The sequence below is a fragment of the Microbacterium sp. 22242 genome, from assembly GCF_052045495.1.
Classification (GTDB): domain Bacteria; phylum Actinomycetota; class Actinomycetes; order Actinomycetales; family Microbacteriaceae; genus Microbacterium.
The window spans coordinates 36,694-62,880 of the sequence record NZ_JBQEOZ010000002.1 but is presented as its reverse complement, the minus strand read 5'-3'; the positions used below and the strand labels follow the sequence as shown (position 1 = coordinate 62,880).

Sequence of the window (26,187 nt, the reverse complement as noted above, 5' to 3'; positions counted from 1 at the left end):
CTCCAGGAGCCTTCCGACGTGACCGAACACCGAGTCCACGACCTGCCCGCGCTGTTCGACATCGACGGTGCAGAGCTCGACGGACTCGCGGAGCGGGAGATCCGCCTGCTGGTCGGGGCCCTGAACTTCCACGCGATCATGGCGCCGGAGCGAGAGCTCACGGCGCATCTCTACGGCGGCGGCGTCGACGACTTCCCCCGCCTCACCGATGACGCGACCTTCGACGGCTTCGCCCGGCAGTTCCGTCACCGCCTGCGCTCGATCCGGTTCCGCAGCCTGGTCGCGCCGGAGCAGCGCGAGCCGACCGCGGGCGAGGCCGTGGCGCAGAGACTGGCGGCCGGCGAGGCCCGACACCTGCACATCTCCTCCGACGAGGTCGTGGCGCTCGACCCTGAGCGGCCGCGTCGCCGTGATCTGGTCGGCCGCGTCGCGCGCCGTGTCAAGGCTGCCGCTCCGCTGATGTACGACGAGGTCCGCGACGTCGTCCTGCTGCGGCACCGCCCCGAGACCACGTCGGCGGCGCCGCGGCAGCGGTACCAGGCGCAGTTCCAGCCCGGGGGAGTGGACGAGGACTTCACGATCGTGCCTGCGCCGCCCGTGGCGGAGGGCGCGCAGAAGGCCGTGATCATCGGCATGCACTGGTTCGAACTGGGCGGCGCCGAGCGCTGGGCGTTCGAGACGGTACGGCTCGTCCGGGAGGCCGGCTTCCTGCCGATCGTGCTCACGAACAAGGATTCGCACCACGCGTGGATCCTCCGCGAGGAGCTCGAGGGCGCTCTCCTGCTGCCGTTCTCCGAGTCGACCAGCCTGTCGCAGACGCCGGGCACGGAGCAGCTGCTGCGGACTCTCGTGCGCCTGTACGACGTCCGCGGCGTCGTCGTGCATCACAACCAGTGGCTCTACGACCGCCTGGCCTGGATCCGGCAGTCGCGACCGGGGATTCCCGTGGTCGACTCCACGCACATCGTGGAGTACCGCGGGGGCGGGTACCCGCGCAGCAGTGCGATCGTCACGGACTCCCTCACGACGCACCACGTCATCTCGCCGAGCCTGGCCGCCTGGATGACCGAGGTGCAGGGCATCGCCGAGGAGAAGGTCGTGATGGCGCCGCTCGGCGGCCTGACGATCGAGCTGCGCGACGCGCGGTTCCGGCCACGCGACGCCGGAGAGCCGTTCACCGTCGCCTTCATCGGCAGGCAGGCGCGACAGAAGGCACCGGAGGTCTTCGTCGAGATGGTGAAGAAGCTGAACCGCTCCACGACCGGGCTGCGGTTCATCATGCACGGCGACGGCGAGCAGTCGGGGTGGATCGACGACATCATCGCGGCGGACGGCCTCAGCGACGTCATCGTGCGTCGCACGTCGGCGGTGCCCGTGGCCGAGACGCTCGACGAGGCCCACGTGCTCGTCATCTCCTCGCACAACGAGGGGCTCACGCTCACCACGCTCGAGGCGATCGCGCACGGAGTCCCCGTGGTCTCGACCGACGTCGGTGCGCAGGGCGACATCATCCCCGCGTCCGCGCTCGTGTCGCGGAACGTGCATCGCGCGGTCACGGGATTGGCGGCCGCGGTGCGCGGACTCGCTCAGGACGAATCGGCCCGGGAAGAACTCTGGCGCCGCGAACGGAAAGCCGAGAAGAAGTTGCTGGCGAACAAGACGGCCACGGACTGGTTCACGAACGAGGTCGCGACGTGGTGAGCGTCGCCGCCGTGGTGGTGACCTTCAACCGCCTGGAGAAGCTGAAGAACGTCATCGCGTCGATCGAGAAGCAGACGCTGCCCGTCTCGACCCTCTTCGTGATCGACAACGCGTCCACCGACGCGACAGGGGAGTACCTCGCGGGCCTGGAATCCTCCGTGCCGCTGTCCGTGGTCACGATGCCGGAGAACCTCGGCGGCGCCGGAGGGTTCGCCGAGGGCATGCGCCGCGGGTACGGCTCGGGCGCCGACCACGTGTGGATCATGGACGACGACTGCTACCCGGAGCCGACCGCGCTGGAGACGCTCGTCCGCGGCTTCGACGGGGCGGTCGCAGAGCTCGGCCCCGACGTGCCCTTCGCGTGCTCGGTCGTCCGGTTCACCGACGGCAGCATCTGCGAGATGAACAACCCCGTCCCCACCTGGGACTGGGGGCGCCTGCTCGTCAAGGGCCAGCAGAACGTCATGGTGACCGCCTGCTCGTTCGTGTCGGTGCTGATCCCGCGCTGGGCGATCGCCGAGTACGGCCTGCCCTACCCCGAGTACTTCATCTGGTTCGACGACCGCGAGTACACGCTGCGCCTCACGGCGCGCTGCCCGGGCGTGCAGGTCCTCGACAGCATCGTGGTGCACGACATGGGCGACAACCGCGGGGTCAACTTCGCCATGGTCGACCGCAAGAGTCTCTGGAAGTTCTCCTACGGGGTGCGCAACGAGGCCTCCTGGCAGCTGCACCACCGTGGCCTGCTGTACTTCCTCGAGTTCGGCGCGCGCCTCTTCGTGAGCCTGCATCGCGGTCGGGTGCCCCTGGATCTGCGCGCCAAGCTGATGGGCCGGTGGCTGCGCGGGATCACCTTCAACCCGCAGATCACGCACGTGGACAGGATCAACTAGTGAGCTGGTTCACGGCGTTGTGGCCGATCGCGGCCGCAACGGCGATTCTCGTCGTGCCGGGATACGCCGTCGCGAGAGTGCTCGGCCTGAGAGGACTTTGGGCCTGGGGACTTGCTGCTCCAGCATCGATGAGCGTTCTTGTTCTCGCTTCGCTTTGGGCGCCCGTCGTGAAGATGCGCTGGTCCCTTCTCCCGGTGCTCATCACGGCACTCGTTGTATTGATGCTCGCAATTGCAGTCCGAATGAGTGCTCGACCTCCCGCGGAGCGGGTCGCCCCTCGGCCGACGCGTTATGCGACCTTGATCGGACTAGGAGTGGCCGCCCTTCTGCTAGCCACGCAACTTGTGCTGATCATCGGTGACCCGCGCAATATCTCACAGTCGTTCGACAACGTCTTTCATCTCAATGCTGTTCGCTACATCATGGACACGGGATCGGCATCGTCCCTGACCGTGGGAAAGATGACGAGTCCAGGGGCCAGCACCGCGTTCTACCCCGCGGGCTGGCACGCGCTGGTGGCCCTCGTGACCCAGTCGACGGGGACGACGATCATGATCGCGTCGAACGCGGTCGCCATGGTCGTGGCTACGGTCGTGTGGCCTGCGTCCGCACTGCTGCTCACTCGTGTCGTTGCCGGCCCCCATCCGGTAGTGATGGCGTCGGCCGGAGTCGTGAGCGCGGTCGTTCCGGCCTTTCCGATCCTGATGATCGACTATGGGGTCCTCTATCCCTATTTTCTTGCGGTGAGCATCCTTCCGGCAGCCCTCGCCGCCACAATCGCTCTGCTCCACTTGTGCAGGACGCACGTCCGGATTCCTCGATCGATCCTCGTCGTGGTGGTTCTGGGCGTGCTACCAGGGCTGATCATCTCGCATCCGGGGGCGTTCGTAGCATGGATCGCTCTGTCGCTGGTGGCGGGTTCAGTGGCGTATGGAAAGTTCCTCGCAGGGCGTCCTCCGCGACGAGCGTTCGTTGGTGTATCTGTCTGCTTCGTCGTGGTGCTTATCATCGCGGCAATCGCGTGGAAATACCTCAAGCCGCCTCTTGAGGCGCGCGGGTGGCCAGTCGAGCAGAGCGTCGGTCAAGCCATCGGTCAAGCAATTACGCTCTCACCCACCTACGGTTACGTCTGCTGGTTGATCGTGCCACTCCTTGGCCTTGGCATCGGAGTTCTCGCTCGACGGCGCAGGGCGGAGGATCTTGTGCCGCTCCTCCTCTATGTGTCGGTGATTGCACTGTATGTGGTCTGCAGCGCGATGGTCTGGCCTGATCTTCGCGATCGTTTGACCGGCGCGTGGTACAACAACTCGCCTCGCCTCGCCGCGCTGCTCCCCATGGTCGCAGTACCTATCGCAGCTCTTGGAAGCAATGCAGCGGTGGCGTGGGTACGGCGGACCGTCGGGCGTCACGGCTCGGCGCGCCGGGGGCTGGCGGTATGCGTCGTGGTGGCCGGAGTCGCGTTGATCGCTGCACAGGCCTACACGGTTCAACATGCTCTGCGTGTCGTTTCGAAGGTCTACGCGTATTCCGACGAATCGCATTTGATCTCGGAGGATGAACTGACGCTTCTTGATCGCTTGGCGAAGGAGGTACCATCTCGATCGGTGATCGCAGGGAGCCCATGGACAGGAGCGGGCCTGGCATATGCGTTCGATGATCGCCGCGTGACGATGCCCCATATGCTGATGGGGCTGACCGGCGACGAGCAACTCATCATGGATCATTTGTCGTCGGCAACTCCGGGTTCGTCGGTATGTGCGGCAATCCAACGTACGGGCACTGGATTCGTGCTGGACTTCGGTCAACAGGAGATTCACGGCGCGGAGCATGTGTACCCCGGGCTCGTCGGCCTTGCCACATCTGACGCCGTCAAGCTGGTGGATTCTCAAGGGTCGGCGCGGCTGTACAAGGTGACAGCTTGCGCGCGGTGACTTCCACCGCGACTTGAACGCCCACACCGGATTGCGCTTCGGCGAAGGCGTCGACGGTCGCGTCACACTCTGCCCAAGGACATAGTGCGAATCCGCGTCGGCCAGTCGTTCGCTTGCGGCGATCGAATCTGGTCCTGGGTCCCATCACTGGCGTCCGCTGTGACGGCGAGGCCACGTGGATCAGGAAGCTGTCGACGATGCCGGATGTCCTTGAGTACGACGCCAGGCGACGGTGATCCGGTAGACCGCCACTCCAACAGCGGTGAGCGCGATAGCGGATACCGTGCCGGGGATTCCGACGGTGATTGTGCCGACGAGGACGAGGGTCATGCCTGCGACCGTCGCGACGCCGGCCGATAGGGCGAGTGCATGTGACCTCCGGACCGCTACGAGCACAGCTAGACCGACGATCTGGCCGGCGGCCTCTGCGGCGAAGCCGATTCCCATCGTGACCGCCAGCAGCAACGATACGGCTGCCTGACCATAGGTCAGCAGCGATGAGACCCACGGTGCGAAGACAGCCATGAGCAGTCCGCCGATCCCGCCGATCGCGATCGAGATGTATATGGCCGTGCGTCCCCGGTGAGGGATCGAGTCCCGCCCAGCTTCCGGTACCCAGCCTTGGATCGCTTGCAAGATCGGTGCAAGCACCAGCACCGCGTACCGTGAGAGACGGTCGATGATCGCGTACAGCGCGACTGCGTGAGGTGCGAATATGCTGACGATGACGATCGGCAGTGAACTAGAAACGCTCGCTGTGAGCATGGCGGTGACGCCGGGCCACTGCTCGTGCAGGAGGTCCCGAACCGAGCGCGATCGATCGATGCGCCACTCACCGTCATCCCGCCTCGATCGGACAAAGAGCCACGACGCAACCACGCCCAGGCATGCGGCGGCCGCAGTCGCGGTCAGGTAATTCTCCAAGGATGGCGAGACCAAGACCCAGATCAGGCCGGCGACCTGGCCGAGGATCGCAGGCAGTGCATCGAAAAGGAACAGCGCGACGGGTCGGTTTGTACCGATGAAGTACCAGGCAGCGCCAAGAGCGGGGACCACGTACGTGATCGCTGACAAGACAGCGACCAGTGGTGACGTTCTTGCGATGACGACTGAGAGGAGACTTCCGACTATCAGCACGGGCAAGAAGAGCAGCAGGCGCGCGCGCACCGAAGTCGCGAAGAACGTGTTGCGGGCAGAACGAGGCAGCGCCGCGACCGAACTGGGACCAGTGGCGCCCCAGCCGAAGCCCACGATGACACCGAGAAACTGAGTGATGGCCTGCAGCACGGCGAGCCTGCCCCATGAACCGCTCCCGATCGAGGAGATGAGCACCGGAATCGAGAAGATGCCGACCACAGTTGACAACACGATAGAAAGGGAGAAGAGCAGCGAGCGGCGCACAAGATCGTGTCTGAACGCCTGCCTCATCCGGCTCCCCGCCGACGGCGTTCGTGTCATCGGGCTCTCCGAGAGGCGTCCGCCAGTCGCGCATTCAGCGCAGGCGATATCCTCCCTGTCACGCCGCCGCGTCCATCCACAAAGCCTTGTCGAAGAGCCAGCAGCTGGGCACGTCGGTCCGGCGCCCCGAGGATGCCGCCTACCAGCATGGACGAGAGCTTGCGGTCGCGCTTCCGGAACCATGCCCGGAACGCCTTCCCGTAACGGGCACGGATGAGGAGTGAATTGCGCACGATGTAGTAAGTACGGAAAGGGGCGTGGTAAAGCACATGCCGAGGCCTCCCCCTGACGACCAAGTGCCGGCCGAAGACACGCAGCGGCACGAGAGTACCGAGTTCATGTCCGATATCGCTGTTCGGCACGATCACGTAGGAGCAGCCGCTCGCACGCACACGGAGACCGTATTCGCTGTCGACCGCATCTATGAAGAGTTCTTCGGCGAAGGGACCGAGTCTGTCGAAGACTTCGGTGCGCAGGATCTGCCCCGCTTGGATCGGGTCGAACGGTTGGCCGTCCGGCTCCCGCAGGACCGCATGACCACCCGCGGATTCCGGCACTGCCCCGGCCGGATTCTGCCCGGCGGCGAGCGCGACCTGCAGAGCCTCTAACGCCTCTTTAACGTAACCGTCCGGGACCCAGGAGTCTTGATCCAACGTGAGCAGGTGGGTAGCGCCCGCTGCCTTCGCGGCGGAGATACCGACATTGAGGGCGTGCGCGATCCCCGAATTCTCGGCCAGTTCGATGATGTGGATGTTCTTGTCGTCCATTCCGAGCGTGGATGTGCTCGCGGTGCCGTCGTCGACGAGGACGATGCCTGCCACCTGACTGAGCAGCGCGAGGACGCGGTCACGGAGCTCCGGTGATGGGTGGTACGTGGGGATGACCGCGAAAACCATTGCCGGTTTCTCTACGGGAGGTGTGCCGGTCATCGTGCTCCTTCTGCGAGCTGCTCGTAAAGGTTGGTGATGCGGTCGCGGAAGGCGTCGAGACCGTAGACCGATGCAGCCCAAACGCGCGCAGCGTCCGCCGCCGCCAGATCGTTGGCGCGGAGACCTTCGACGACCGCGTCGGCGAAACGTGTCGGATCGTCCGTGACCGCAAGAAGCAGGTCCTGCCGGTCGATGCCCTCTGCTCCCACGGAGGTGGCGACGGCGGGCACGCCGCGCAGGAGCGCATCGATTGTCTTGAACTTGACACCGGCCCCATTCCGCAAAGGGATGACCATCACGTCTGCGGACGAGAGGAAAGGATCGAGCGAGTCGACGTAACCGGTCACCGCTACCTGAGGATCGGTGTCGGCGAGGCGGGTAAGCGCAGCGCTAGGAGCAGCACCGACGATCGTGAATGTCGCGGTGGGCTCCTTCTGGCGAATGAGCGGCCAGATGGCCTCGAGGAACCATCTTGCGGCTTCGTCGTTGTCCGGGCGGGCCATCGCCCCGCTGAACACGACCGACGGAGGAGACTGTTTGGGAGCATTCGTTCGGGCAGGAGGGACGGGGAATCCCGGATAGACGACCTCGGGAAGCGCGTCGGGTGCGAGGGAGAGGACGAGCCGCGCGTCCTTCTCGCTGAAGACGAGCACTCGATCCGCTGCGGAGAAACTCTTCGCCTCGCGCCTTGCGCTCAAGGCTGCGGCGCCACGATAGGCGAGGCGCAGGAGAGGATTCGCGGCTGTGTTCGCCGCACGACGCCATCGTTGGGTGATGACGTCGTGTGCGACGACAACCAGGCTCGCGTTTGGAGCGATGCGCCGCACGGCCGGGATCAAGCTCGCCATCTCAGACCATTGGAACTCGATCACGTCCGCCTGCCGGAGCAAATCGGTAGCGCGAGAACTTCGCACGAGTGCGTGCTCGAACCATCGGTGCGCGGTGCTCCCCCGAAGCAGGGACTCGGCGTCCGCGGCGGCTTTCAATCGATCGCGTGCGAAAGGGGCGGGGGACGTCAACAGAGCGTGCGGCACTTCGACGCCGCGTTCGACCGAAGCCCGGTTCAGTTCGGTGTTCGGCGCCAGCGCTGTTAAGGACATCCGATTGCCGATAGCTCGGTAGTGCTGAAGGGCGTACGCGCCGCCCGCGTGGGCAATGCCTGGATGAGGCAGATACTTCGTGACGCTGACGACCTTCGCACGTGACTCGGCGGAGGACGAAGGCGACGGATCCATATCCGTTAGCCTAGGCGTGAATGCTTGGAGTCTCGGGAAGGGGACGGGTGCCGGTGGAGGGCTACGTGGCCGTGGTGATCGCCTACCGGCGTCCGGATCTGCTCCGCGAGGTACTCGACAGGCTCGATGCGCAGTCCGAGCCGCCTCTGGCCACGGTAGTCGTAGACAATGGCGGCGATTTGACTGCCGATGACCTGCGCGAAGTGGGCGGCAAGGCACCTCACCTCATCAGCAGACCTGACAACCCTGGATACGCTGCTGCGGTGAACCTTGCCGCCATCCGGGCGCGCCAAGTCGGAGCACGCGCGCTCTTCGTGCTGACCCACGATGCGGTCTTCGACACGACGCTCGGCTCATCGTTGCTTTCTGCTCTTGCGGTGGACCTGGGAGTCGGCGCAGCCGCCCCGACCTTGTACTGGGTCTCAAAACCCGAGCGAGTCTTCTCCGCAGGAGGCGTGCTTACCACGGGGGGACGTGCGTATCATCGGCTCGACTCCGTCCAAGGCGATCCGCGTACGGTGGCGTGGGCCGACGGGGCGGCCGTCATGTATCGGATGACGGCGCTAGAGGACATCGGGGGCATCGACGAGCGGTATTTTCTCTACTTCGAGGATGTCGATACTGGTTGGGAGCTGGCTCGGAAGGGCTGGCGCACGGTGGTCACCGAAGATGTCGCACGCCAGGAGCCAGGCGCACATCCCGTGCGCCTGGGGCTGCGGAACATGGTGCTGTTCGCCCAAAAGGCGGAGCTGCCCCGAGGGCGCGCGATGGCTGCGGTCATTCGTCGCGCCGGCGAAGAGATCGTGGTCGCCGCGCTTCGCGACCGCCGAATCGCGATCGCAGATGCGTGGCATGGGCTGCGAGACGGGTTCGCAGGGAAGACCGGCGCGCCTTGACCATCGTGATTGATGTCTTACTCCCGTATTACCGCAGTGCGGACGAGGCATGGCCAGCGATCCAGTCGGTACTCGCCCAGACCTATCCCCACTGGCGGCTGATCTGTGTCGATGACGCGTATCCCCAGGAGGAGGTCGGCGCACGACTCAACGCGCTTGGTGACGAACGAGTGATCTACCTGCGCAATTCCGAGAACATCGGCCTGGCAAGGAACTTCAATCGATGTCTCGCGCTCGTTCGTTCTCGGTACTTCGTCATGCTTGGCGACGATGATTTGATGCACCCCCGCTTCTTGGAGAGTCTGGCCCGCCGGATCGAGCACGATCCTGACATCGACGTCGTCCAGCCGGGCGTGCGCGTCATCGATCACGACGGAGCGGCTGTGCGACCGCTCGCCGACAGGGTCAAGTCCTTGATTCGGCCGAGGGTCCGCGGTGACGGTGTCGTACTGGCGGGCGAGCGCTTAGCTGAGAGCCTCAGTCGTGGGGACTGGGCCTATTTTCCCTCGCTCGCTTGGCGCACGGAGGCGGCCAAGTCGCACGGCTTCAGGGAAGAGTATGCAGTGGCTCTGGACTACGGGTTGCTGCTTGATATCGCGCTGGACGGCGGTCGCATGTTGGTGCATGACGAGCTGCTTTTCGACTATCGACGACATCGTGCGTCGGTGTCTGCGGCGACTGCGGCCACGGGACTCAGGTTTGCGCAGGAGAAGAAGTTCCTCGAGGAGTACGCTCGACGGTTCGAGGCGCGCGGCTGGCGCAAAGCCGCGAGAATCGCTCATCGTCGCGTGATTCCAAGGCTAAACGCTCTGGTGGAGTGCTTCAGCGCCGTGCGAGCCCGTGACCACAGCAGAGCCCGCACATTATGGGGATATGTAACGCGCTGAGCGCCAGATCATTCAGGGGTTGGTGTCGGGAGCTTCCGCTGCGTCGCGCTGTTCGCGACGATCCTCTAGCGCGGCGACCCGCCGGGTCAGTCGCTCGAGTTCGGCGTTCGCGATTGCGGTCTCCTCAGCGATACGACGGATCTCATCCTCCGCCTGTGACAGCTCCCACGAGAGGTGGAGGGACACACCGAGTAGGAGGGCGATCGCGAGAGCGAAAAGCAGATTCGCCGGTACCTGCACACCGACCAGCTGCGTAACCCAGAACAGGAGTCCGGGGAAGACACCCAGGATGAGCACGCAGACCCCGATGACGATCCACAGCACCGCGTATTTCTCGCGAATCCGCCTGGCCAGCAGCATCCAGAGCACCACCGCGAGGATGACGAGAGCCGTCACGATTCCGACGATGTTGATCATCTTTCGTCCCTCTTAGCGATGGCTCGTGCTCGACGGGGGCCTCGCATCATGGCGAGCCCCAGCGCGAACACGGAGCGCAGCAAGTAAATCGACGATCCGATCGGCCCCTGACTGGGATTTCCATGCACGCGGGCGCGCATCGCAACGGGGATCTGCGTCACAGTTAGTCCGGCGTGGCACGCCGCGACCAGCGAGTCGATGGTGTCCCCGAGATACTCCGTGGGATAGTACGCGATGTATTGTCCGATAGCCCGCTGGTTTGCCGCCCGGAATCCGCTGGTCACGTCCGTGAGGCGCGTTCTGGCTACCCTTGACACCGTGCGTGCGAGGAACACCATCGCCCAGCGGCGCGGCCCTTTCACCTTGTACTCGCCCACGTCGGCGAAACGCGCACCGATCGAGATATCCGCCTCATCGAGACCGGAAAGCACCCGATCGATGTCGGCAGGATTGTGTTGCCCGTCCGCGTCGACCTGGATTGCGCGGTGATAGCCGTGGCGTTGTGCATAGGTAAAACCGGTGCGCATCGCACCGCCGACACCTAGGTTAAATGGCAACGAGAGAACGGTCGCGCCGGCTTCTCTTGCGATATGGGCTGTGTCGTCCTCGGAGCCATCATCGACGACCACGACGTCATAGGTCGGATCCGTCTCGCGGATCTCCCGTACGGTGTTGCCGACGTTACGCCCCTCGTTCCAGGCCGGGACGATAATCAATACGCGGTCGACAGGCGTCATAGTTGTTTCAGTCTACGGCGCCGCGGCCGCCCTCTAGGGCAGGGGCGCCCCCACTGGGTAGCCAGCGAGGTAGCCGGCGGGGAGGACCAGGATGGGGGGCACCTTCCCACCTCCGCGCCGTACCAGTTCTTCCATCGTCGTGATGTGTTGCAACTGCGCGCCGTTGTACAGATACACCTCGGGCGCGGTGCCGAACCGGACGAAGTCTCCGGCGGCCAGCAGCGGCGCTCCGACCGTGTAGGTGCTCTTGAATGAAGCGGGCAAGGTCTCGATCGGCGGGACGCGGCCGTTGCCGAGGGCGAGCAAGGTCGAATAGTCGGTAATCCACCGGATCGTGTCGCCGACGCTGTATCGGTAGACCTCACCGGAGCCGGCGAACTGGACAAGGCTCCCGTCAGGGAGGATCGGGCCGCCGAATCCCACGTCCTGTGCAGTACCGGGGTTCCAGGTGATCGGCTGCGGCGCCTGTCCGCCGTTCAGAGTGAGTAGCTGCGAATACTCGCGCACGTGCCGGAGCTGACCGTTCTGTACCAGGTAGACCTCGCCCTGGCCGACGATGCTGACGAACAACGGCGTGGTGACCGGCGTCGGATCAAGCGAGAAGTCGTTGCAGTCCGCTGGGTCGAGAGATGCGGATGGCACGCCTGTGGTGCTGCCCGCTGTCAAGCGGATCAACGATCCTTGTGACCCCAAGAAGGTGGTCGTCCCGCATTGGACGACGGCGGTCAACTGGCCGCTCTTCTTTGGCATCCCCGCGACCACGCTGTCCGGCACAACCGCGTATACGGTCGCGCCATAGTCGGCCGCGAGATCCGCGTTAGGTACGTACAGGAGAGCGCCCGTCGCCAGCCGAAGATAGACCTGGGGACTACTCGCTCCGCGGATCAGGCTGTTACGTGCGAAAACCGGCGCGCCCTCAGGGATCGCGGCGAATGCACTCGCGGACGACATCGACGCCACATAGCCGGGCGTGCCGACGGAGACTTGTTGCCAGGCCGCCATCGTTGTGACGTAGCGGCGCTTTCCCGCGTCGAGAAGATAGATCGGCGCAGATGAACTGAATCGGATGAACGTGCCGACGTCCGCACCAGTCGCGAAGAGGTCAGCCAATGCCGGGGCCATGTTCACATAGCTATTGAACGCATATCCGAACGACGCTATCTGGGCTGCCGAGGTGAATCGGTGTTTCGTTCCGTCAGGCTCCAAGAGATAGAGCGTTCCGGTGCGAGCATCGTGGACATACCGCTGCACATCCATGCCGAGGGGGACGGCCGTCATTTGTGCGCTCGTCACGGAAGCGATGCCACCAAGAACAGACTGGAACGCGTTGAGATCGTCGATCGTGAGCACGTGGAATCTCGCGCCACCGTTGATCAGGTAGACCGCCGAATCGCCTTGGGCCCGCGCGAGGCCGAGCGACGGCATCGAATTTCCTTGGGTGCTTCCAAACCAATCCGTGAAGTAGTTGTAGAAGTTGCGGTTGCCGTACGCGGAGCAGCTATCCCCGGTGCCGTAGCCGGCGGCGAGCGCTGCGGCGTTGGGCTGGTAGGGCGTGTAGTAGTACAACGCGGAGGTTGCCGCGTTCTCAATGTAGACCGGCGAGGATCCGCAGTTCGTGTTCGGTTTGTAGAGGATGTTCCAAGTGTGCCCCGGCGCGTACCAGGTGAAGTAGACCCCCTCGAGGTAGATCTTCATCTGCCGTGCGCCGCCGTAGACCTGGGCGAAGAAGCCGGCGAAGCCGGGATCGCACGGCGCAGTGTCCGGGCACGCCTGCCCCATAGCGGCGGCATACTGGGGGCCGACGGGCCAGCTGTCGGTGACCAAGCCCTGCTCTTTCTGCAGCATGACCACGAGCACCTGCGGGTTGATCCCGCAGGACTGGGCGACCTTGGCGATGATGGTCGAGGCGAGTTCGCCGCCGGCACCCGCGTAACCGTTGCAGTAGCGGTCAGCGCTCTTGTTGGGCGTGTCCTGTCTGAAGTCCTTGAGGCAGGTGTAGCCCGAGCGGCAGGCGGAGACCTTGCTCTGCAGGAAGGACTGCACCTGGCTCGCGTTCATCGTGGCGGCGTTGGTGAACACCGCGTCGGAGATGATGTTGCCCGCGCGGAACTGCGACAGGTCCGCCGCGGGCCGGATGGCGGACTGCGTGCTCTGTGCCTGGGCCTGGGGAGCGGCGGGCACGAAGGTCAGCAGAGTCACCCCGGCGAGGAAGGCCGCGGTCGCGGCGAGCAGGCGGGTGACGATGAGACGCATGTTCCTATTGTGGCGGGAGATCACCAGATAGGCGAGAGTTGCGCCCGACATCGCCGCTCAGGTCGCTGTGGCACGATTGACGGGTGAAAGGCATCATTCTCGCAGGCGGCTCCGGCACTCGGCTGCACCCCATTACGTTGGGCGTCTCCAAGCAATTGATCCCGGTGTATGACAAGCCGATGGTCTACTACCCGTTGTCGACGCTGATGCTGGCGGGGATCCGGGAGATCCTGATCATCACCACGCCGCATGATGCGGAGCATTTCGAGCGCCTGCTGGGGGATGGGTCGCAGTTCGGGGTGTCGATCACGTTCGCGCAGCAGCCGTCTCCGGACGGGCTCGCGCAGGCGTTCACGATCGGCGCGGATTTCATCGGCGACGACAAGGTCGCCCTGGTCCTCGGCGACAACCTGCTGTACGGGCCGGGGTTGGGCACGCAACTGAAGCGGTACGCGGATGTCGACGGTGGCGCCGTGTTCGCCTACTGGGTGGCGGAGCCGAGCGCGTACGGCGTCGTCGAGTTCGACGCGGAAGGCCGGGCGGTGTCTCTGGAGGAGAAGCCCGCGGTCCCGAAGAGCAACTATGCCGTCCCCGGGTTGTACTTCTTCGACAACTTCGTCGTCGAGATCGCCCGCAACCTCGCCCCCAGTGCGCGCGGCGAGTACGAGATCACGGATGTGAACCGCGCCTACCTGGAACGCGGGAAGCTGCAGGTCGAGGTGCTGCCGCGCGGGACGGCGTGGCTGGACACCGGCACGTTCGACCAGATGACCGATGCGGGCGATTACGTCCGCACGATGGAGCGCCGCACCGGGATGCGGATCGGCGTGCCGGAAGAGGTCGCCTGGCGGCAGCGGTTCCTGTCCGATGACGAGCTGCGCGAACGCGCGGAGAAGCTCGTGAAGTCCGGTTACGGCACCTACCTGCTCGAGATCCTGGAAAGGGGCCGTTGATGGCTCGTCTGCTCGTGACCGGCGGGGCCGGGTTCATCGGCTCGAACTTCGTCCACCATGTCGTGGAGAACGCCGACCACCAGGTGACCGTGCTGGACGCGCTCACCTACGCCGGCAACCGCGCCTCCCTGGACGGGCTCCCGGAGGACCGGGTGCGGTTCGTGCACGGCGACATCACCGACGCCGACCTGGTCGACAGCCTGTTCGCGGAGACGGACGCGGTGGTGCATTACGCCGCCGAGTCGCACAACGACAACTCGCTGCATTCCCCGCGCCCGTTCCTGGACACGAATATCGTCGGCACGTACACGCTCCTCGAAGCGGCTCGCAAGCACGACCGCCGCTTCCACCACATCTCCACCGACGAGGTCTACGGCGACCTCGAACTCGACGACCCGGAGCGGTTCACCGAGAACACCCCGTACAACCCGTCCTCCCCGTACTCGTCCACCAAGGCCGGCTCCGACCTGCTCGTGCGCGCCTGGGTGCGCTCGTTCGGGGTGCAGGCGACGATCTCGAACTGCTCCAACAACTACGGCCCGTACCAGCACGTGGAGAAGTTCATCCCCCGTCAGATCACGAACGTGATCCGCGGGATCCGCCCCAAGCTCTACGGCGCGGGCGAGAACGTGCGCGACTGGATCCACGCGAACGACCACTCCTCCGCCGTGCTCACCATCCTCGACAAGGGCCGCATCGGCGAGACCTACCTGATCGGCGCCGACGGCGAGCGGAACAACAAGGAGGTCGTCGAGCTGATCCTCGAGCACATGGGCCAGCCCCGCGACGCCTACGACCACGTCACCGACCGCGCCGGCCACGACCTGCGCTACGCGATCGATTCCACGAAGCTGCGTACCGAACTGGGCTGGACTCCGCAGTTCGCCGACTTCGAGTCCGGACTGCAGGCGACGATCGACTGGTACCGGGCCAACGAGGCGTGGTGGGCGCCCTCGAAGGACGCCACCGAGGCGTTCTACGCCACGAAGGGACAGTGACGGTGGTCGAGTTCGGCAAGGCGCTGCAGGTCGCGCAGACTCCGATCCCGGGGATGATCGTCCTCGAGCTGCCGGTGCACGGCGACGCCCGCGGCTGGTTCAAGGAGAACTGGCAGCGCGAGAAGATGACCGCGCTGGGCCTTCCGGACTTCGGCCCGGTGCAGAACAACATCTCCTTCAACGACGCGGTCGGCACCACGCGCGGGATCCACGCCGAGCCCTGGGACAAGTGGGTCTCGGTCGCCACGGGCCGTATCTTCGGCGCCTGGGTGGATCTGCGGGAGGGGCCCAGCTTCGGCACCGTGTTCACGACGGAGCTGGATCCGTCCCGCGCGATCTTCGTCCCGCGCGGAGTGGGCAACTCGTACCAGACGCTCGCGCCGGACACCGCGTACACCTACCTCGTGAACGACCACTGGTCGCCCGAGGCGAGCTACTCGTTCCTCAACCTCGCGGACGAGACCGCGGACATCTCCTGGCCGATCCCGCTCGCCGATGTGGAGATCTCGGAGAAGGACAAGAAGCACCCGCGGCTCGCGGACGTCACCCCGATCGCGCCGCGCAAGACGCTCGTCGTGGGAGCGAACGGCCAGCTCGGGCGCGCCCTGCGGGCCGAGCTCGGCGACGCGGCGCACCTCGAGTACGCCACCCGTGCGGACCTCGACCTCGCCGACCCCGACCTCTCCACGGCGCGGCGCTGGCGCGACTACGGCACGATCATCAACGCCGGCGCCTACACCGCCGTCGACCTGGCCGAGACGGCAGAGGGCCGGCGCGACGCCTGGATCGCGAACGCCGAGGGGCCCGCGCGCCTGGCTCGGATCGCGGCGGAGAACGGCATCACGCTCGTGCATGTGTCCAGCGACTACGTCTTCGACGGCACGGCCGACCGCCCCTACCGCGAAGACGACGCACTGGCACCCTTGGGCGTGTACGGGCAGTCCAAGGCCGCCGGTGATGTCGCCGTCGCCACCGCGCCGCGGCACTACATCCTGCGCACGTCCTGGGTGATCGGCGAGGGCAGGAACTTCGTGCGGACGATGGCCTCGCTCGCCGAGCGCGGCGTGGATCCGGCGGTCGTCTCCGACCAGGTGGGACGGCTGACGTTCGCGTCCGAGATCGCGCGCGCGACTGTCCATCTCCTCTCCTCCGGCGCCCCGTACGGCACGTACAACGTGACGAATTCCGGGGATCCGATGAGCTGGGCGGATGTCGCGCGCACGGTGTTCCGGATCGTCGGTCACGACCCCGCACGGGTCTCTGCCGTCAGCACTGCCGACTATTTCGCCGGCGCCTCCGCGCCGGTTGCGCCGCGCCCGGCGTACAGCGTGCTGGACACGACGCGGCTGGAGCAGACGGGATTCGTGCCGAGGGAGGCCGCCGCGATGCTGAAGGACTATCTGGTGTCGTGAGCACGTCTCTGCTCGACGCGACCCCGACGCGCTCGGCTCGGAAGACGCTGTTCCGTACCGACATCCAGGCGCTGCGTGCGCTGGCGATCACGCTCGTGGTCGTCACGCACATCTGGCCGACGCGCCTGAGCGGAGGGTACGTCGGCGTCGACGTGTTCTTCGTGATCTCGGGGTTCTTGATCACCAGCCATCTGACCTCGGAACTCGCCCGCACCGGGCGCATCCGGCTGGCGGCCTTCTATGCGCGACGGATCCGGCGACTGCTTCCTGCCGCACTGCTCGTGCTCGCCGTCACCGTCGTCCTCGTCCTCGTCTTCCTGCCGTATCCCCGTTGGGGGCGCAACGGCTGGGAGATCCTCTCCAGCGCCACATACGTCGAGAACTGGTATCTCGCGGGGATGTCGGTCAACTACTCCGCCCTCAATGACGCCGCGAGCGCCGTGCAGCACTACTGGTCGCTGTCGGTCGAGGAGCAGTTCTACCTGGTCTGGCCCTGGCTCGTCCTGGCCGGCGCGGGGATCGCCGCGCGCATCGGGCATCGGAACCCTCGAGGCGTGACACGAGCGCTGTCGATCGTCGTGATCGTCGTCGCGCTGCTCTCCTTCGCGTCGAGCGTCGTCTACACCGCCGTCGCACCCAGCCAGGCCTACTTCACCACGTTCACGCGCGCGTGGGAGTTCGCGGTCGGGGCCCTCGTGGCGCTCGGCGCCGCGCGGCTCGCCGCCGTCTCGCGACCGCTGCGGAACGTGATCGGGATCCTCGGCTTCGGGCTCGTCCTCGTCGCTGCGGTGACGTTCAACAGTGCGACGCCGTTCCCCGGGGCGGCTGCTCTCCTCCCGGTCCTCGGCACGGCCGCGGTGATCGCCGCGGGGACGGGGGCGCAGCGGCAATGGCACGATCTCGTCACCGCGACCGCGCCCGTGCAGTGGCTGGGCGACGTCTCCTACTCGCTGTACCTCTGGCACTGGCCGATCCTCGTCATCGCGCCTTTCGCCCTCGGGAGCGACCTGTCCCTGCTCACCCGGCTGCTCGTCCTGGCCGTCGCCCTCGTGCTGGCAGCGCTGACGCGCCGGTTCGTGGAGGTGCCCGCGCAGCGCTGGTCGCGGTGGGGGAGCACGGCCTTCCGGCCGCTGCTGTTCACGGTCCTCGGGATGGCAGCCGTGGCCGCCCTGGCGGCGACCGCGATCGTCGCGGCCGCGGTGGGTGCCGACGCCGACCGGCCGCCGGCGATCGTGCACGCGGAGGCCTGTCTCGGCCCCGCGGCGCTCGCGCCCGGGGCGAAGTGTCCGGACGCGTTCACGCGCTTGGACTACTCCGTGATGACCACGAAGAACGAGTACTTCTACACCCCGTCGCAGTGCGTGGGGGAGAAGCGACTTGTCTACGGGGATATTCACACGACGCTGTCCTGTGACTTCTCCGGTGGGCGCCCGAACGCCACCCAGGTATGGCTCATCGGCGATTCGCACGCGCAGCAATGGCAGGGCGCCGTCTACGACCTGGCACGCGCACGGCACTGGCGGCTCACCACGAGTTATCTCGGCGGCTGCCCGATCGCGGACGTCGCGTTCGACGGCTTCCGCTCGGAATGGGGTCCCGCGGAGAAGAACCGGTGCCGGACCTGGTCGCACGAAGCGGCCCAGGCGATCGAGCAGGATCATCCGGACCTGGTCATCACCGCGATGGCGAGCCGGCACCAGCTCGTGGATGACGGATCGGGACGCAGTCACGACGAGCAGTTCGAAGCCGGCCTCCAGTCCTACTGGAAGCGCTGGAGCGCGCGCGGCATCAAGGTGCTGGCGATGGCGGATCCGCCGCTCAACGGCGAGATCCGCTCTCCGGACTGCCTGCTGCTCGCCAAGAACGACCCGATCTCGTGCGCACGGCCGCGCGCGCAGGCGCAGCCGCCGGATCCGATCGTCGCGGCCGCCCGCGGGGCGAACCTTCCGGGCGTCGGCGTCCTGGATCTGAGCGACCGGTTCTGCGATCGGGAGCGCTGCTATGCGGCGGTGGGCGGCATCCCCGTGTACTACGACGCGGATCACCTGAATCTCGAATATGTACGGTTGCTCGGACCCCTGCTGCAGAAGGGCGTCGACGCGCTGCTGCCCGCGCGATGACGGCGGCGACCGCGAAGAACGGATGATGCGAGCGATGTGCTCCGGGGACGCCCAGACCCGCACCGATAGAATCTCCCCGGCGCCCGAATCGCGCGCCGCCACGCCACGGCCGCTCCGGCCGAGAAAGTGACAGCATGGATCTCCTCGTCGTCGGGTCGGGTTTCTTCGGCCTCACCATCGCCGAGCGCGCCGCAGCAGCGGGGCGCAAGGTCACCGTCATCGATCGCCGCTCGCACATCGGCGGCAACGCGTACAGCGAGGACGAGCCGACCACCGGCATCGAGGTGCACCGCTACGGCGCCCACCTGTTCCACACCTCCAACCCGACGGTGTGGGAGTACGTGAACCGCTTCACGACCTTCACGAACTACGTGCACCGCGTCTACTCGACGCACAAGGGCGAGGTCTACCCGCTGCCGATCAACCTCGGCACGATCAACCAGTTCTTCCGCGCGGCGTACACGCCCGACGAGGCCAAGGCGCTGATCGCGTCCCAGGCGGGGGAGTTCGACTCGGCCAAGGCGCAGAACCTCGAGGAGCGCGGCATCGGCCTGATCGGGCGCCCGCTGTTCGAGGCGTTCATCAAGGACTACACCGCCAAGCAGTGGCAGACCGATGCGCGCGAGCTGCCCGCGTCCATCATCAGCCGCCTCCCGGTGCGCTACAACTACGACAACCGCTACTTCAACGACACCTGGGAGGGCCTGCCCACCGACGGCTACACGGCGTGGCTGGAGCGGATGGCGGACCACCCGAACATCGAGGTGAGGCTCGACGTCGACTTCTTCGACGAGGCGCAGCCGCTGAACAAGAAGGCCACGGTCGGACAGCTGCCCATCGTCTACACCGGCCCGGTGGACCGCTACTTCGACTACGCCGAGGGCGAGCTCGGCTGGCGCACGATCGACCTCGAGCAGGAGGTGCTCGACGTGGGCGACTTCCAGGGCACCAGCGTCATGAACTATCCGGACGCCGACATCCCGTACACCCGGATCCACGAGTTCAAGCACTTCCACCCCGAGCGCGCCGACCGCTACCCGACCGACAAGACCGTGATCATGCGCGAGTTCTCGCGGTTCGCCGAGCGCGGCGACGAGCCGTACTACCCGGTGAACACCTCGGCCGACCGTGAGGGCCTGCTGGCCTACCGCGAGCTCGCGAAGGGCGAGCAGGACGTGCTCTTCGGCGGTCGCCTGGGCACCTACCAGTACCTCGACATGCACATGGCCATCGGATCCGCGCTGTCCACGTGGAACAACCAGCTCGCGTGACGGCTGTGCGCCGCGCCGCCCGCTCCGACCGGCTCGAAAGGATCGCTCCGTGACGGTGACCGAGGTGCGGGGAGGCGGGATCTCCCGGCGCTACCTGCATTCGCTGTGGCTGCTGAGCGCGCGGGATCTGCGGGTGCGCTACGCCACGAGCGTCCTGGGCTATCTGTGGTCGGTGCTGGATCCGCTCGTGATGAGCGCGATCTACTGGTTCGTCTTCTCGGTGGTCTTCCATCGCGGCAAGGTGGGCGAGGAACCGTACATCGTGTTCCTGATGGTGGCGCTGCTGCCGTGGGTGTGGTTCAACACCGCGGTGGGGGAGTTCACGCGGGCCTTCAAGAAGGACGCGCGGCTGATCCGCTCCACGGCGATCCCGCGCTCGATCTGGGTGCTTCGCGTGATCCTGACCAAGGGCCTCGAATTCGTCTTCGCGATCCCGGTGCTGGTGCTGTTCGCGGTCTTCGCGGGTGCGAAGCCGAACTGGGGTCTGCTGCTGTTCCCGGTGGCGATGATCTGGCAGGCGCTGCTGCTGGTCGGCCTCGGCCTGCTGATCGCGCCGCTGTGCGTGCTCTGGACGGATCTGGAGCGCACCACGGCGCTGATCCTTCGCGCGCTGTTCTACATCTCGCCGATCATCTACAGCTTCAAGGACCTGCCGCACGCGCTGCACGTCGTCGCCGCGCTGAACCCGCTCTCCGGGATCATGACGCTGTACCGGGTCGGGCTGTTCCCCGAGCAGTGGCAGGCCGAGCCGGTCATCATCGGCGCGGTCGTCACGGTGGTCTTCCTCGCCCTCGGGCTGTTCACCTTCCGCTCGCTCGAGCGCGACGTCCTGAAGGAGCTGTGATGGGGACGGAGCGTCCCGCGATCGAGGTGGAAGGGCTCGGCGTGCGATTCCGGCTCGGTCGCCGTGGGCGCCGCAGCTTCAAGGACCTGTTCGCCGGCAAGAAGCGCCGCAACCGCCCGGACGAGTTCTGGGCCCTGCGCGACGTCTCGTTCCGGGTGCACCACGGCGAGGCGATCGGCGTCGTCGGGCGCAACGGGCAGGGCAAGTCGACCCTGCTCAAGCTCGTCGCGGGCGTGATGCTCGCCGACGAGGGGCGCGTCCGGGTGCACGGCGGCGTGGCGCCGCTCATCGAGCTGACGGGCGGGTTCGTCGGCGATCTCACGGTCCGCGAGAACGTCCGGCTCACCGCAGGGCTGCACGGGATGAGCCGCGCCGAGGTGGCGGAGCGCTACGACTCGATGATCGCGTTCGCGGAGCTCGCGAAGTTCCAGGACACCCCGTACAAGCACCTCTCCAACGGGATGAAGGTGCGGCTCGCGTTCTCCGTGGTTTCGCAGCTCGAGGAGCCGATCCTGCTGGTCGACGAGGTCCTCGCCGTCGGCGACAAGGGCTTCCGGGAGAAGTGCTACAGCCGGATCGACGAGCTCCTCGCCGAGGGGCGGACCCTCTTCTTCGTGTCGCACAACGAGAAGGACCTGCGGCGCTTCTGCACGCGCGGCCTCTACCTGGACAAGGGCGGGCTCGTCCTGGACGCCCCGATCGGCGAGGTGCTGGACCGCTACAACGCCGACAACAGCTGACCGGTGGCGTGCCGCCGGCCGCGAGCTCAGTCGCCGAGCTTCTTCTGCTCGACGTGCGCGTTGAGGGCCGTCAGCTCGGGATGCGCATCGAGGATCCGGATGAGGGCGTCGGCGTCGAGGCGGGCGGCGTCGTGCTCCTCGATCAGGCGACGCAGCAGCGCGTAATCGTCCGCCGTGTCGAGGGTGACCCGGTGCCGCGAGGCGTCAGGCGTGCGGACGACGGAGTGCAGGTGCGTGTCCGGGGACCGGCGGATGAACGGCGTCACATGCTCCCGGTCGGGATCCCCGGTCGCGTCCACGTCGGCGGCGCGCAGGGCCTCCGCCGAGAAGACCTCGAAGTCGAAGCCGCGCGGGTAGCTGCGCTCGAGCGTGTTGGAGACATACGCGTGCGGATCGTCCGTTCCGAGGAACAGGTCGATGCCGTGCCGGACGAGAGCCGGGTCGATGAGAGGGCAGTCGGAGGTCACCCGCACGACGACGTCGAGCGCTGAGGCATCGGCGGCTCCGGCGAATCGTCCGAGGACGTCGTGCTCGCTGCCGCGGAAGACGAGGGCGCCGCCGGCCCGGGCGATGTCGACGATCGGATCGTCGGTGCGGTTCACGGTGGTCGCCACGATCACGGGTGCGCCGATGCCGCCGAGTCGTTCCAGGTGGTGCGCGAGCATCGTCCGTCCGGCGGCCTCCAGGAGGACCTTGCCGGGGAGGCGACTGCTGGTGGTGCGCGCCTGGGTGACGATGCCGACACGCGTCATCGCAGCGCCTGGGACAGCGACTCGACGACCTGGTCGACCTGGCTGTCGGTGAGGTCGGGGAAGATCGGCAGCGACAGCTCCTCGGCGTAGAAGGCCTCGGCGTTCGGGCAGAGCCCGCGCCGGTAGCCGGCGTTCGCGTAGACCGGATGCCAGTACACGGGCATGTAGTTGACCTGGACGCCGATGCCGTCCGCGCGCATCCTGTCGAACACCTCGCGGCGGCGGCCGTCCAGGATGCGGACGGGGTAGAGGTGACGGATCGGATCGACGTCGCCGCGCTGCACGGGGATGCGCACGCCGTCGACGCCTGCGAGGGCCTCGTTGTAGCGCCGGGTGATCTCCGCCCGCCGCGCCTTGAACGTCGCGAGCCTCGTCAGCTGCGCCAGGCCCAGGGCGCTGGCGATGTCGGTGAGGCGGTAGTTGACGCCGAACTCGTGCACCTCCTGGTGCCAGGGGCCCTCGGTCGTGATCTCGAACCGGTCGGCGTCGCGGACGAGTCCGATGAAGTGGAACTCGTGCGCGCGCTGCGCGAGAGCCGGATCCTTCGCCACGACCGCCCCGCCCTCGCCGGTCGTGAGGTTCTTCGTGGGGAAGAACGAGAAGGTGGTGAGGTCGGCGAGGTCGCCCACCGGCCGGCCCCGGTAGGTGCTGCCGATCGAGTGCGCGGCGTCGTCGAGCGTCAGCGCACCCACCCGCGCGGCGATCACGGAGAGCGCGTCGTAGTCGGCCGGGTGGCCGGCGTAGTCGACCGCGGCGATCACCCGCGTGCGCTCGGAGGCGAGGGCGTCGACCGCGGCCGGGTCGACGAGGGCGGTGTCCTCCTCGACGTCAGCGAACACGATCCTCGCGCCCCGCAGCGACGCCATCGCGGTGGTGGCGACGAACGTCATCGGCGTGGAGATCACCTCATCGCCCGCGGAGACTCCGGCGGCGGCGTACGCCATGTGCAGCGCTGCCGTGCCGGACGTCGCGGAGACGGCCCGGTGCCCGCCGGCGAGCCGGCCGATCTCGGCCTCGAAGGCGGCGACCGCGGGGCCGGTGGTCAGCCAGTCGCCGCGGAGGATCTCCGTGACCGCGGCGATGTCGCCCTCGGAGATCGACTGGCGCCCGTAGGGGAGCATCGTCACAGACCGGCCTCGATGATCGCCGCGATCTGCTCGCGCGTGTACCACTGGTCGTTCCCGTCCGAGCGGTATGCGAAGCCCTCCGGGACGGGCACGGCCCCGGCCGGCGTCCGGTAGCCCCACGATGCGAGGTCCGGCTGGATCAGGTAGTACTTCCCGTCCCGGATGACCACGGCGCGGCGGCCCTCTTCCGGGCTGATCATCTCCTCGTGCAGCTTCTCCCCGGGGCGGAGGCCGACGTCGACCAGTTCGGCGTCCGGGACGACCGCGTGCGCGAGATCCGTGACCTTCATCGACGGGATGCGCGGCACGAGCAGCTCACCGCCCTGCATGAACTCGAACGTGTCCACCACCATCTGCACCGCCTCGGGCAGCGTGATGAAGAACCGGGTGCAGCGCAGGTCCGTGATCGGCAGCGGCTTGCCCTCCTCGCCGAGCCGGCGGAAGAACGGGATCACAGAGCCCCGTGAGCCCATCACGTTGCCGTACCGGACCACCGCGAAGCGCGTGTCGTACGCCGCCGCGTAATGGTTGCCGGTGATGAACAGCTTGTCCGCGGTGAGCTTGGTCGCGCCGTACAGGTTGATGGGGCTGGACGCCTTGTCCGTCGACAGTGCGACGACCTTCTTCACCCCCGCGTCGATCGACGCCTCGATCACGTTCTGACTGCCGAGCACGTTCGTCTTCACGAACTCGAACGGGTTGTACTCTGCGGTGTCGACCTGCTTCAACGCCGCCGCATGCACGACGTAATCCACCCCGTGCAGGGCCCGCGCCAGACGCGGCTCGTCACGGATGTCCCCGATGAACCAGCGCAGGCGCGGGTCGTCGCCGAACAGCTGGCGGACCTCGTACTGCTTCAGCTCGTCCCGGGAGAACACGACCAGCCGGCGCGGGTTCAGATGCTCCAGCGCGTACCGGATGAAGGCTTTGCCGAACGACCCCGTCCCACCGGTGATGAGGATGTTCGCGCCTTCAAGAATCGACACGCAGGTCTCCTCCTCGTCGAAATGGGGCGCCGGCGGGGCGTGACGGGCGCGTCCGCCTATCCTATCGGTGGGCCACCCGCGCGCCCTGCCCCGGCAGCGCATGATCGGGACCGCCACGAGGGGAGGAGCGCCGATGGCCGGCAGGGAGGTGCTGCTCTTCTGCGACGCCACGACCGGCGTCGGCATGGGGCATCTGATGCGCTGCCTGGCACTCGCGCAGCACGCGCAGTCGCGCGGCTGGGTCGTCACGGTCCAGGGGGACATCGCATCCTCCGCGGTCGACGCCGCAGGGCGCATCGCGCCCGGCGTGCACGTGCGGCCGAGTGGGCCGGGCGTGCAGGCCGTCCTGACGGCCCGCGGCCACGACGTGCTCCATCTGGACACCTACGCCTCTCTGGCTGATGTTCGCGGGCCTGACCTTCGTGGCGCGGCCCCGCTGCTGTCGAATATGCAGGACGGGGCATATGGCGAGCGTCCCGCGGATCTCGCGATCGACGGCACCCTCGGGGCGCAGCATGCGTTCTGGACGGCACCCGGCGTCCTGGCCGCTCGGCTCGTCGGGATCGACGCGGCCGTCATCCGGCAGCAGGTGCTCGACCAGCGGTACCAGCGGGACCACCGCGATCCGCCTTCTGATCGTCCGCGCGTCCTGGTCGTCATGGGCGGCACGGATCCGCAGGGCGCGACGGCGAAGGTCCTCGGGCTGCTCGGCGAGGTCGGCATGCCCCTGGATGTGACGGTCGTGGATCCCGCGGGTCGGCCGGAGGTATGCGATGCTGCAGCCGCATCGCCGCATCGCGTCGACGTGCTCGGTTTCGTCGACGATCTCCCCGCGCTCGCCTCCGCGCATGACGTCGCGATCAGCGCCGCGGGCACCTCCGTCTGGGACTTCGCGTGCATGGGGGTCCCGATGGCGATCGTCTGCGTCGTGGACAATCAGCGCGACGGCTACCGCCGGCTGGTCGCCGACGGGCTGGCGCTCGGCCTCGGCGAGCCAGGGCGACTGGCGCCCGGGGAGAGCCTGGCGGAGCTCGGGGAGCTTCTCACCCGTCCGGCGAGGCGGGCCCGGCAGCGCGACCGGCTGCGGGCCGCGGTCGACGGGCTCGGCACCTGGCGCATCGTGTCCGCCTGGGAGCAGCTGCTCGAGGTGCCGATGACCGCCGCGCCGCACGACGCAGCGCTCGTCGCGCGCGAGGCACGTCTCGACGACGCGGACCTGCTCCGTTCCTGGCGAAACGACCGCGTCACGCGGGCGCACTCCCGCTCCGCGGGCGAGGTCGATCCGGAAGCGCACGAGGAGTGGCTGCGCCGCAGCCTGCGATCACGTGACCGCCGTCTGCTCCTCGTGGAGCACGACGGAGATCCCGTCGGCACCGTGCGCTGGGATCGGGAGGGCGCGACGGACTGGGTCGTCTCGATCACGATCGCACCGGCGTGGCGGGGGCGTGGCATCGCCGCCTCCGTTCTGGCTGTGGCCGAGGACGCGCTCGACGCGGTCGAACCGGTCCGCCTGCTCGCCGACATCCACCAGGAGAACCCCGCGTCGCGGCGCCTCTTCGCCCGGTCGGGCTATCTGCCGCAGCTTCCGCCGGACGAGCACGGGTTCGCGCGCTTCGCGAAGTGGCGGCTGCAGGCCGACCGGTGATC

22 protein-coding genes are annotated in these 26,187 nt (G+C 67.0%); 13 read left to right on the top strand and 9 right to left on the bottom strand.

What is annotated here, in order from left to right; genetic code table 11:
* The first annotated feature begins 18 nt into the window (after positions 1 to 18).
* Genes ACTJJZ_RS02015 through ACTJJZ_RS02005 form a run of 3 tightly spaced genes read left to right on the top strand, consistent with a single transcriptional unit; the run spans position 19 to position 4,525 of the window.
* Entirely contained in the window at positions 19 to 1,701 is a 1,683-nt protein-coding gene (locus tag ACTJJZ_RS02015) for a glycosyltransferase (protein WP_440719495.1), read from the top strand.
* On the top strand, positions 1,695 to 2,594 hold the full coding sequence (locus ACTJJZ_RS02010; RefSeq protein WP_440719494.1) for a glycosyltransferase family 2 protein: 900 nt from the start codon (positions 1,695 to 1,697) through the stop codon (positions 2,592 to 2,594). Before ACTJJZ_RS02015 ends, ACTJJZ_RS02010 begins: the two co-directional genes overlap by 7 nt.
* Entirely contained in the window at positions 2,594 to 4,525 is a 1,932-nt protein-coding gene (locus ACTJJZ_RS02005) for a DUF6541 family protein (RefSeq protein WP_440719493.1), read from the top strand. The genes ACTJJZ_RS02010 and ACTJJZ_RS02005 overlap by 1 nt, the downstream gene beginning before the upstream one ends.
* Positions 4,526 to 4,705: 180 nt before the next feature.
* Here the strand turns inward: ACTJJZ_RS02005 and ACTJJZ_RS02000 are convergent, their stop codons facing one another.
* Genes ACTJJZ_RS02000 through ACTJJZ_RS01990 form a run of 3 tightly spaced genes read right to left on the bottom strand, consistent with a single transcriptional unit; the run spans position 4,706 to position 8,147 of the window.
* Positions 4,706 to 5,953 (bottom strand): lipopolysaccharide biosynthesis protein, encoded by a 1,248-nt coding sequence (locus ACTJJZ_RS02000; RefSeq protein WP_440719492.1) that lies wholly within the window; start codon positions 5,951 to 5,953, stop codon positions 4,706 to 4,708.
* Positions 5,954 to 5,979: 26 nt separating this feature from the next.
* Positions 5,980 to 6,912, bottom strand: coding sequence for a glycosyltransferase (locus ACTJJZ_RS01995; protein WP_440719491.1), 933 nt, complete (start codon positions 6,910 to 6,912; stop codon positions 5,980 to 5,982).
* A complete protein-coding gene (locus tag ACTJJZ_RS01990) occupies positions 6,909 to 8,147 on the bottom strand; it encodes a glycosyltransferase (RefSeq protein ID WP_440719490.1) in 1,239 nt (412 codons plus the stop codon). Before ACTJJZ_RS01990 ends, ACTJJZ_RS01995 begins: the two co-directional genes overlap by 4 nt.
* Before the next feature lie 65 nt (positions 8,148 to 8,212).
* Here ACTJJZ_RS01990 and ACTJJZ_RS01985 point away from each other — a divergent pair, with 65 nt between their 5' ends.
* Entirely contained in the window at positions 8,213 to 9,043 is an 831-nt protein-coding gene (locus ACTJJZ_RS01985) for a glycosyltransferase (RefSeq protein ID WP_440719489.1), read from the top strand.
* A 5-nt stretch (positions 9,044 to 9,048) separates the two neighbouring features.
* A complete protein-coding gene (locus ACTJJZ_RS01980; protein WP_440719758.1) occupies positions 9,049 to 9,930 on the top strand; it encodes a glycosyltransferase family 2 protein in 882 nt (293 codons plus the stop codon).
* A 12-nt stretch (positions 9,931 to 9,942) separates the two neighbouring features.
* Here the strand turns inward: ACTJJZ_RS01980 and ACTJJZ_RS01975 are convergent, their stop codons facing one another.
* Genes ACTJJZ_RS01975 through ACTJJZ_RS01965 form a run of 3 tightly spaced genes read right to left on the bottom strand, consistent with a single transcriptional unit; the run spans position 9,943 to position 13,337 of the window.
* Entirely contained in the window at positions 9,943 to 10,347 is a 405-nt protein-coding gene (locus ACTJJZ_RS01975; protein WP_440719488.1) for a DUF2304 domain-containing protein, read from the bottom strand.
* Positions 10,344 to 11,084 carry a glycosyltransferase family 2 protein gene (locus ACTJJZ_RS01970; RefSeq protein ID WP_440719487.1) on the bottom strand — a complete coding sequence of 247 codons (741 nt, stop codon included), beginning with the start codon at positions 11,082 to 11,084 and terminating at the stop codon, positions 10,344 to 10,346. The genes ACTJJZ_RS01975 and ACTJJZ_RS01970 overlap by 4 nt, the downstream gene beginning before the upstream one ends.
* Before the next feature lie 33 nt (positions 11,085 to 11,117).
* Positions 11,118 to 13,337: a hypothetical protein gene (locus tag ACTJJZ_RS01965; RefSeq protein ID WP_440719486.1), complete on the bottom strand. Its 2,220-nt coding sequence runs from the start codon at positions 13,335 to 13,337 to the stop codon at positions 11,118 to 11,120.
* Positions 13,338 to 13,420: 83 nt separating this feature from the next.
* On the opposite strand from ACTJJZ_RS01965, the gene rfbA reads away from it, so the two are divergent.
* The 7 genes from rfbA (at position 13,421) to ACTJJZ_RS01930 (ending at position 21,675) form a co-directional block, all read left to right on the top strand.
* Positions 13,421 to 14,290, top strand: a complete 870-nt coding sequence (rfbA, locus tag ACTJJZ_RS01960) for a glucose-1-phosphate thymidylyltransferase RfbA (protein WP_440719485.1) — start codon at positions 13,421 to 13,423, stop codon at positions 14,288 to 14,290.
* Entirely contained in the window at positions 14,290 to 15,288 is a 999-nt protein-coding gene (rfbB, locus tag ACTJJZ_RS01955; protein ID WP_440719484.1) for a dTDP-glucose 4,6-dehydratase, read from the top strand. The genes rfbA and rfbB overlap by 1 nt, the downstream gene beginning before the upstream one ends.
* Positions 15,285 to 16,700 carry a dTDP-4-dehydrorhamnose reductase gene (rfbD, locus tag ACTJJZ_RS01950; RefSeq protein ID WP_440719483.1) on the top strand — a complete coding sequence of 472 codons (1,416 nt, stop codon included), beginning with the start codon at positions 15,285 to 15,287 and terminating at the stop codon, positions 16,698 to 16,700. The genes rfbB and rfbD overlap by 4 nt, the downstream gene beginning before the upstream one ends.
* Positions 16,697 to 18,820, top strand: coding sequence for an acyltransferase family protein (locus tag ACTJJZ_RS01945; RefSeq protein ID WP_440719482.1), 2,124 nt, complete (start codon positions 16,697 to 16,699; stop codon positions 18,818 to 18,820). Before rfbD ends, ACTJJZ_RS01945 begins: the two co-directional genes overlap by 4 nt.
* A gap of 134 nt (positions 18,821 to 18,954) precedes the next feature.
* Entirely contained in the window at positions 18,955 to 20,091 is a 1,137-nt protein-coding gene (gene glf / locus ACTJJZ_RS01940) for a UDP-galactopyranose mutase (protein ID WP_440719481.1), read from the top strand.
* Between the two features lie 49 nt (positions 20,092 to 20,140).
* Entirely contained in the window at positions 20,141 to 20,935 is a 795-nt protein-coding gene (locus ACTJJZ_RS01935; RefSeq protein ID WP_440719480.1) for an ABC transporter permease, read from the top strand.
* Positions 20,935 to 21,675: an ABC transporter ATP-binding protein gene (locus ACTJJZ_RS01930; protein ID WP_440719479.1), complete on the top strand. Its 741-nt coding sequence runs from the start codon at positions 20,935 to 20,937 to the stop codon at positions 21,673 to 21,675. The genes ACTJJZ_RS01935 and ACTJJZ_RS01930 overlap by 1 nt, the downstream gene beginning before the upstream one ends.
* Positions 21,676 to 21,701: 26 nt before the next feature.
* Here ACTJJZ_RS01930 and ACTJJZ_RS01925 read toward each other — a convergent pair whose 3' ends face one another.
* From ACTJJZ_RS01925 to pseB, 3 genes are read right to left on the bottom strand one after another with little or no spacing between them, the layout of a single operon-like run.
* Positions 21,702 to 22,427 carry a cytidylyltransferase domain-containing protein gene (locus ACTJJZ_RS01925; protein WP_440719478.1) on the bottom strand — a complete coding sequence of 242 codons (726 nt, stop codon included), beginning with the start codon at positions 22,425 to 22,427 and terminating at the stop codon, positions 21,702 to 21,704.
* Entirely contained in the window at positions 22,424 to 23,548 is a 1,125-nt protein-coding gene (locus ACTJJZ_RS01920; protein WP_440719757.1) for a DegT/DnrJ/EryC1/StrS family aminotransferase, read from the bottom strand. The genes ACTJJZ_RS01925 and ACTJJZ_RS01920 overlap by 4 nt, the downstream gene beginning before the upstream one ends.
* A gap of 2 nt (positions 23,549 to 23,550) precedes the next feature.
* The gene (pseB, locus tag ACTJJZ_RS01915; RefSeq protein ID WP_440719477.1) at positions 23,551 to 24,540 is read right to left on the bottom strand and encodes a UDP-N-acetylglucosamine 4,6-dehydratase (inverting); all 990 of its coding nucleotides are present in this window, start codon (positions 24,538 to 24,540) and stop codon (positions 23,551 to 23,553) included.
* Positions 24,541 to 24,673: 133 nt separating this feature from the next.
* Between pseB and ACTJJZ_RS01910 the strand changes: the two genes are divergently transcribed.
* On the top strand, positions 24,674 to 26,185 hold the full coding sequence (locus ACTJJZ_RS01910; protein ID WP_440719476.1) for a GNAT family N-acetyltransferase: 1,512 nt from the start codon (positions 24,674 to 24,676) through the stop codon (positions 26,183 to 26,185).
* Positions 26,186 to 26,187 lie beyond the last annotated feature (2 nt).

Coding starts and splice junctions, on each gene's coding strand:
- ACTJJZ_RS02000 (WP_440719492.1), bottom strand. CDS start 5,953: ATGAGGCAGGCGTTCAGACACGATCTTGTGCGCCGCTCGCTGCTCTTC.
- ACTJJZ_RS01930 (WP_440719479.1), top strand. CDS start 20,935: ATGGGGACGGAGCGTCCCGCGATCGAGGTGGAAGGGCTCGGCGTGCGA.
- ACTJJZ_RS01995 (WP_440719491.1), bottom strand. CDS start 6,912: ATGACCGGCACACCTCCCGTAGAGAAACCGGCAATGGTTTTCGCGGTC.
- glf (WP_440719481.1), top strand. CDS start 18,955: ATGGATCTCCTCGTCGTCGGGTCGGGTTTCTTCGGCCTCACCATCGCC.
- ACTJJZ_RS01965 (WP_440719486.1), bottom strand. CDS start 13,337: ATGCGTCTCATCGTCACCCGCCTGCTCGCCGCGACCGCGGCCTTCCTC.
- ACTJJZ_RS01975 (WP_440719488.1), bottom strand. CDS start 10,347: ATGATCAACATCGTCGGAATCGTGACGGCTCTCGTCATCCTCGCGGTG.
- ACTJJZ_RS01990 (WP_440719490.1), bottom strand. CDS start 8,147: ATGGATCCGTCGCCTTCGTCCTCCGCCGAGTCACGTGCGAAGGTCGTC.
- ACTJJZ_RS01925 (WP_440719478.1), bottom strand. CDS start 22,427: ATGACGCGTGTCGGCATCGTCACCCAGGCGCGCACCACCAGCAGTCGC.
- ACTJJZ_RS01920 (WP_440719757.1), bottom strand. CDS start 23,548: ATGCTCCCCTACGGGCGCCAGTCGATCTCCGAGGGCGACATCGCCGCG.
- ACTJJZ_RS01970 (WP_440719487.1), bottom strand. CDS start 11,084: ATGACGCCTGTCGACCGCGTATTGATTATCGTCCCGGCCTGGAACGAG.
- rfbB (WP_440719484.1), top strand. CDS start 14,290: ATGGCTCGTCTGCTCGTGACCGGCGGGGCCGGGTTCATCGGCTCGAAC.
- ACTJJZ_RS01910 (WP_440719476.1), top strand. CDS start 24,674: ATGGCCGGCAGGGAGGTGCTGCTCTTCTGCGACGCCACGACCGGCGTC.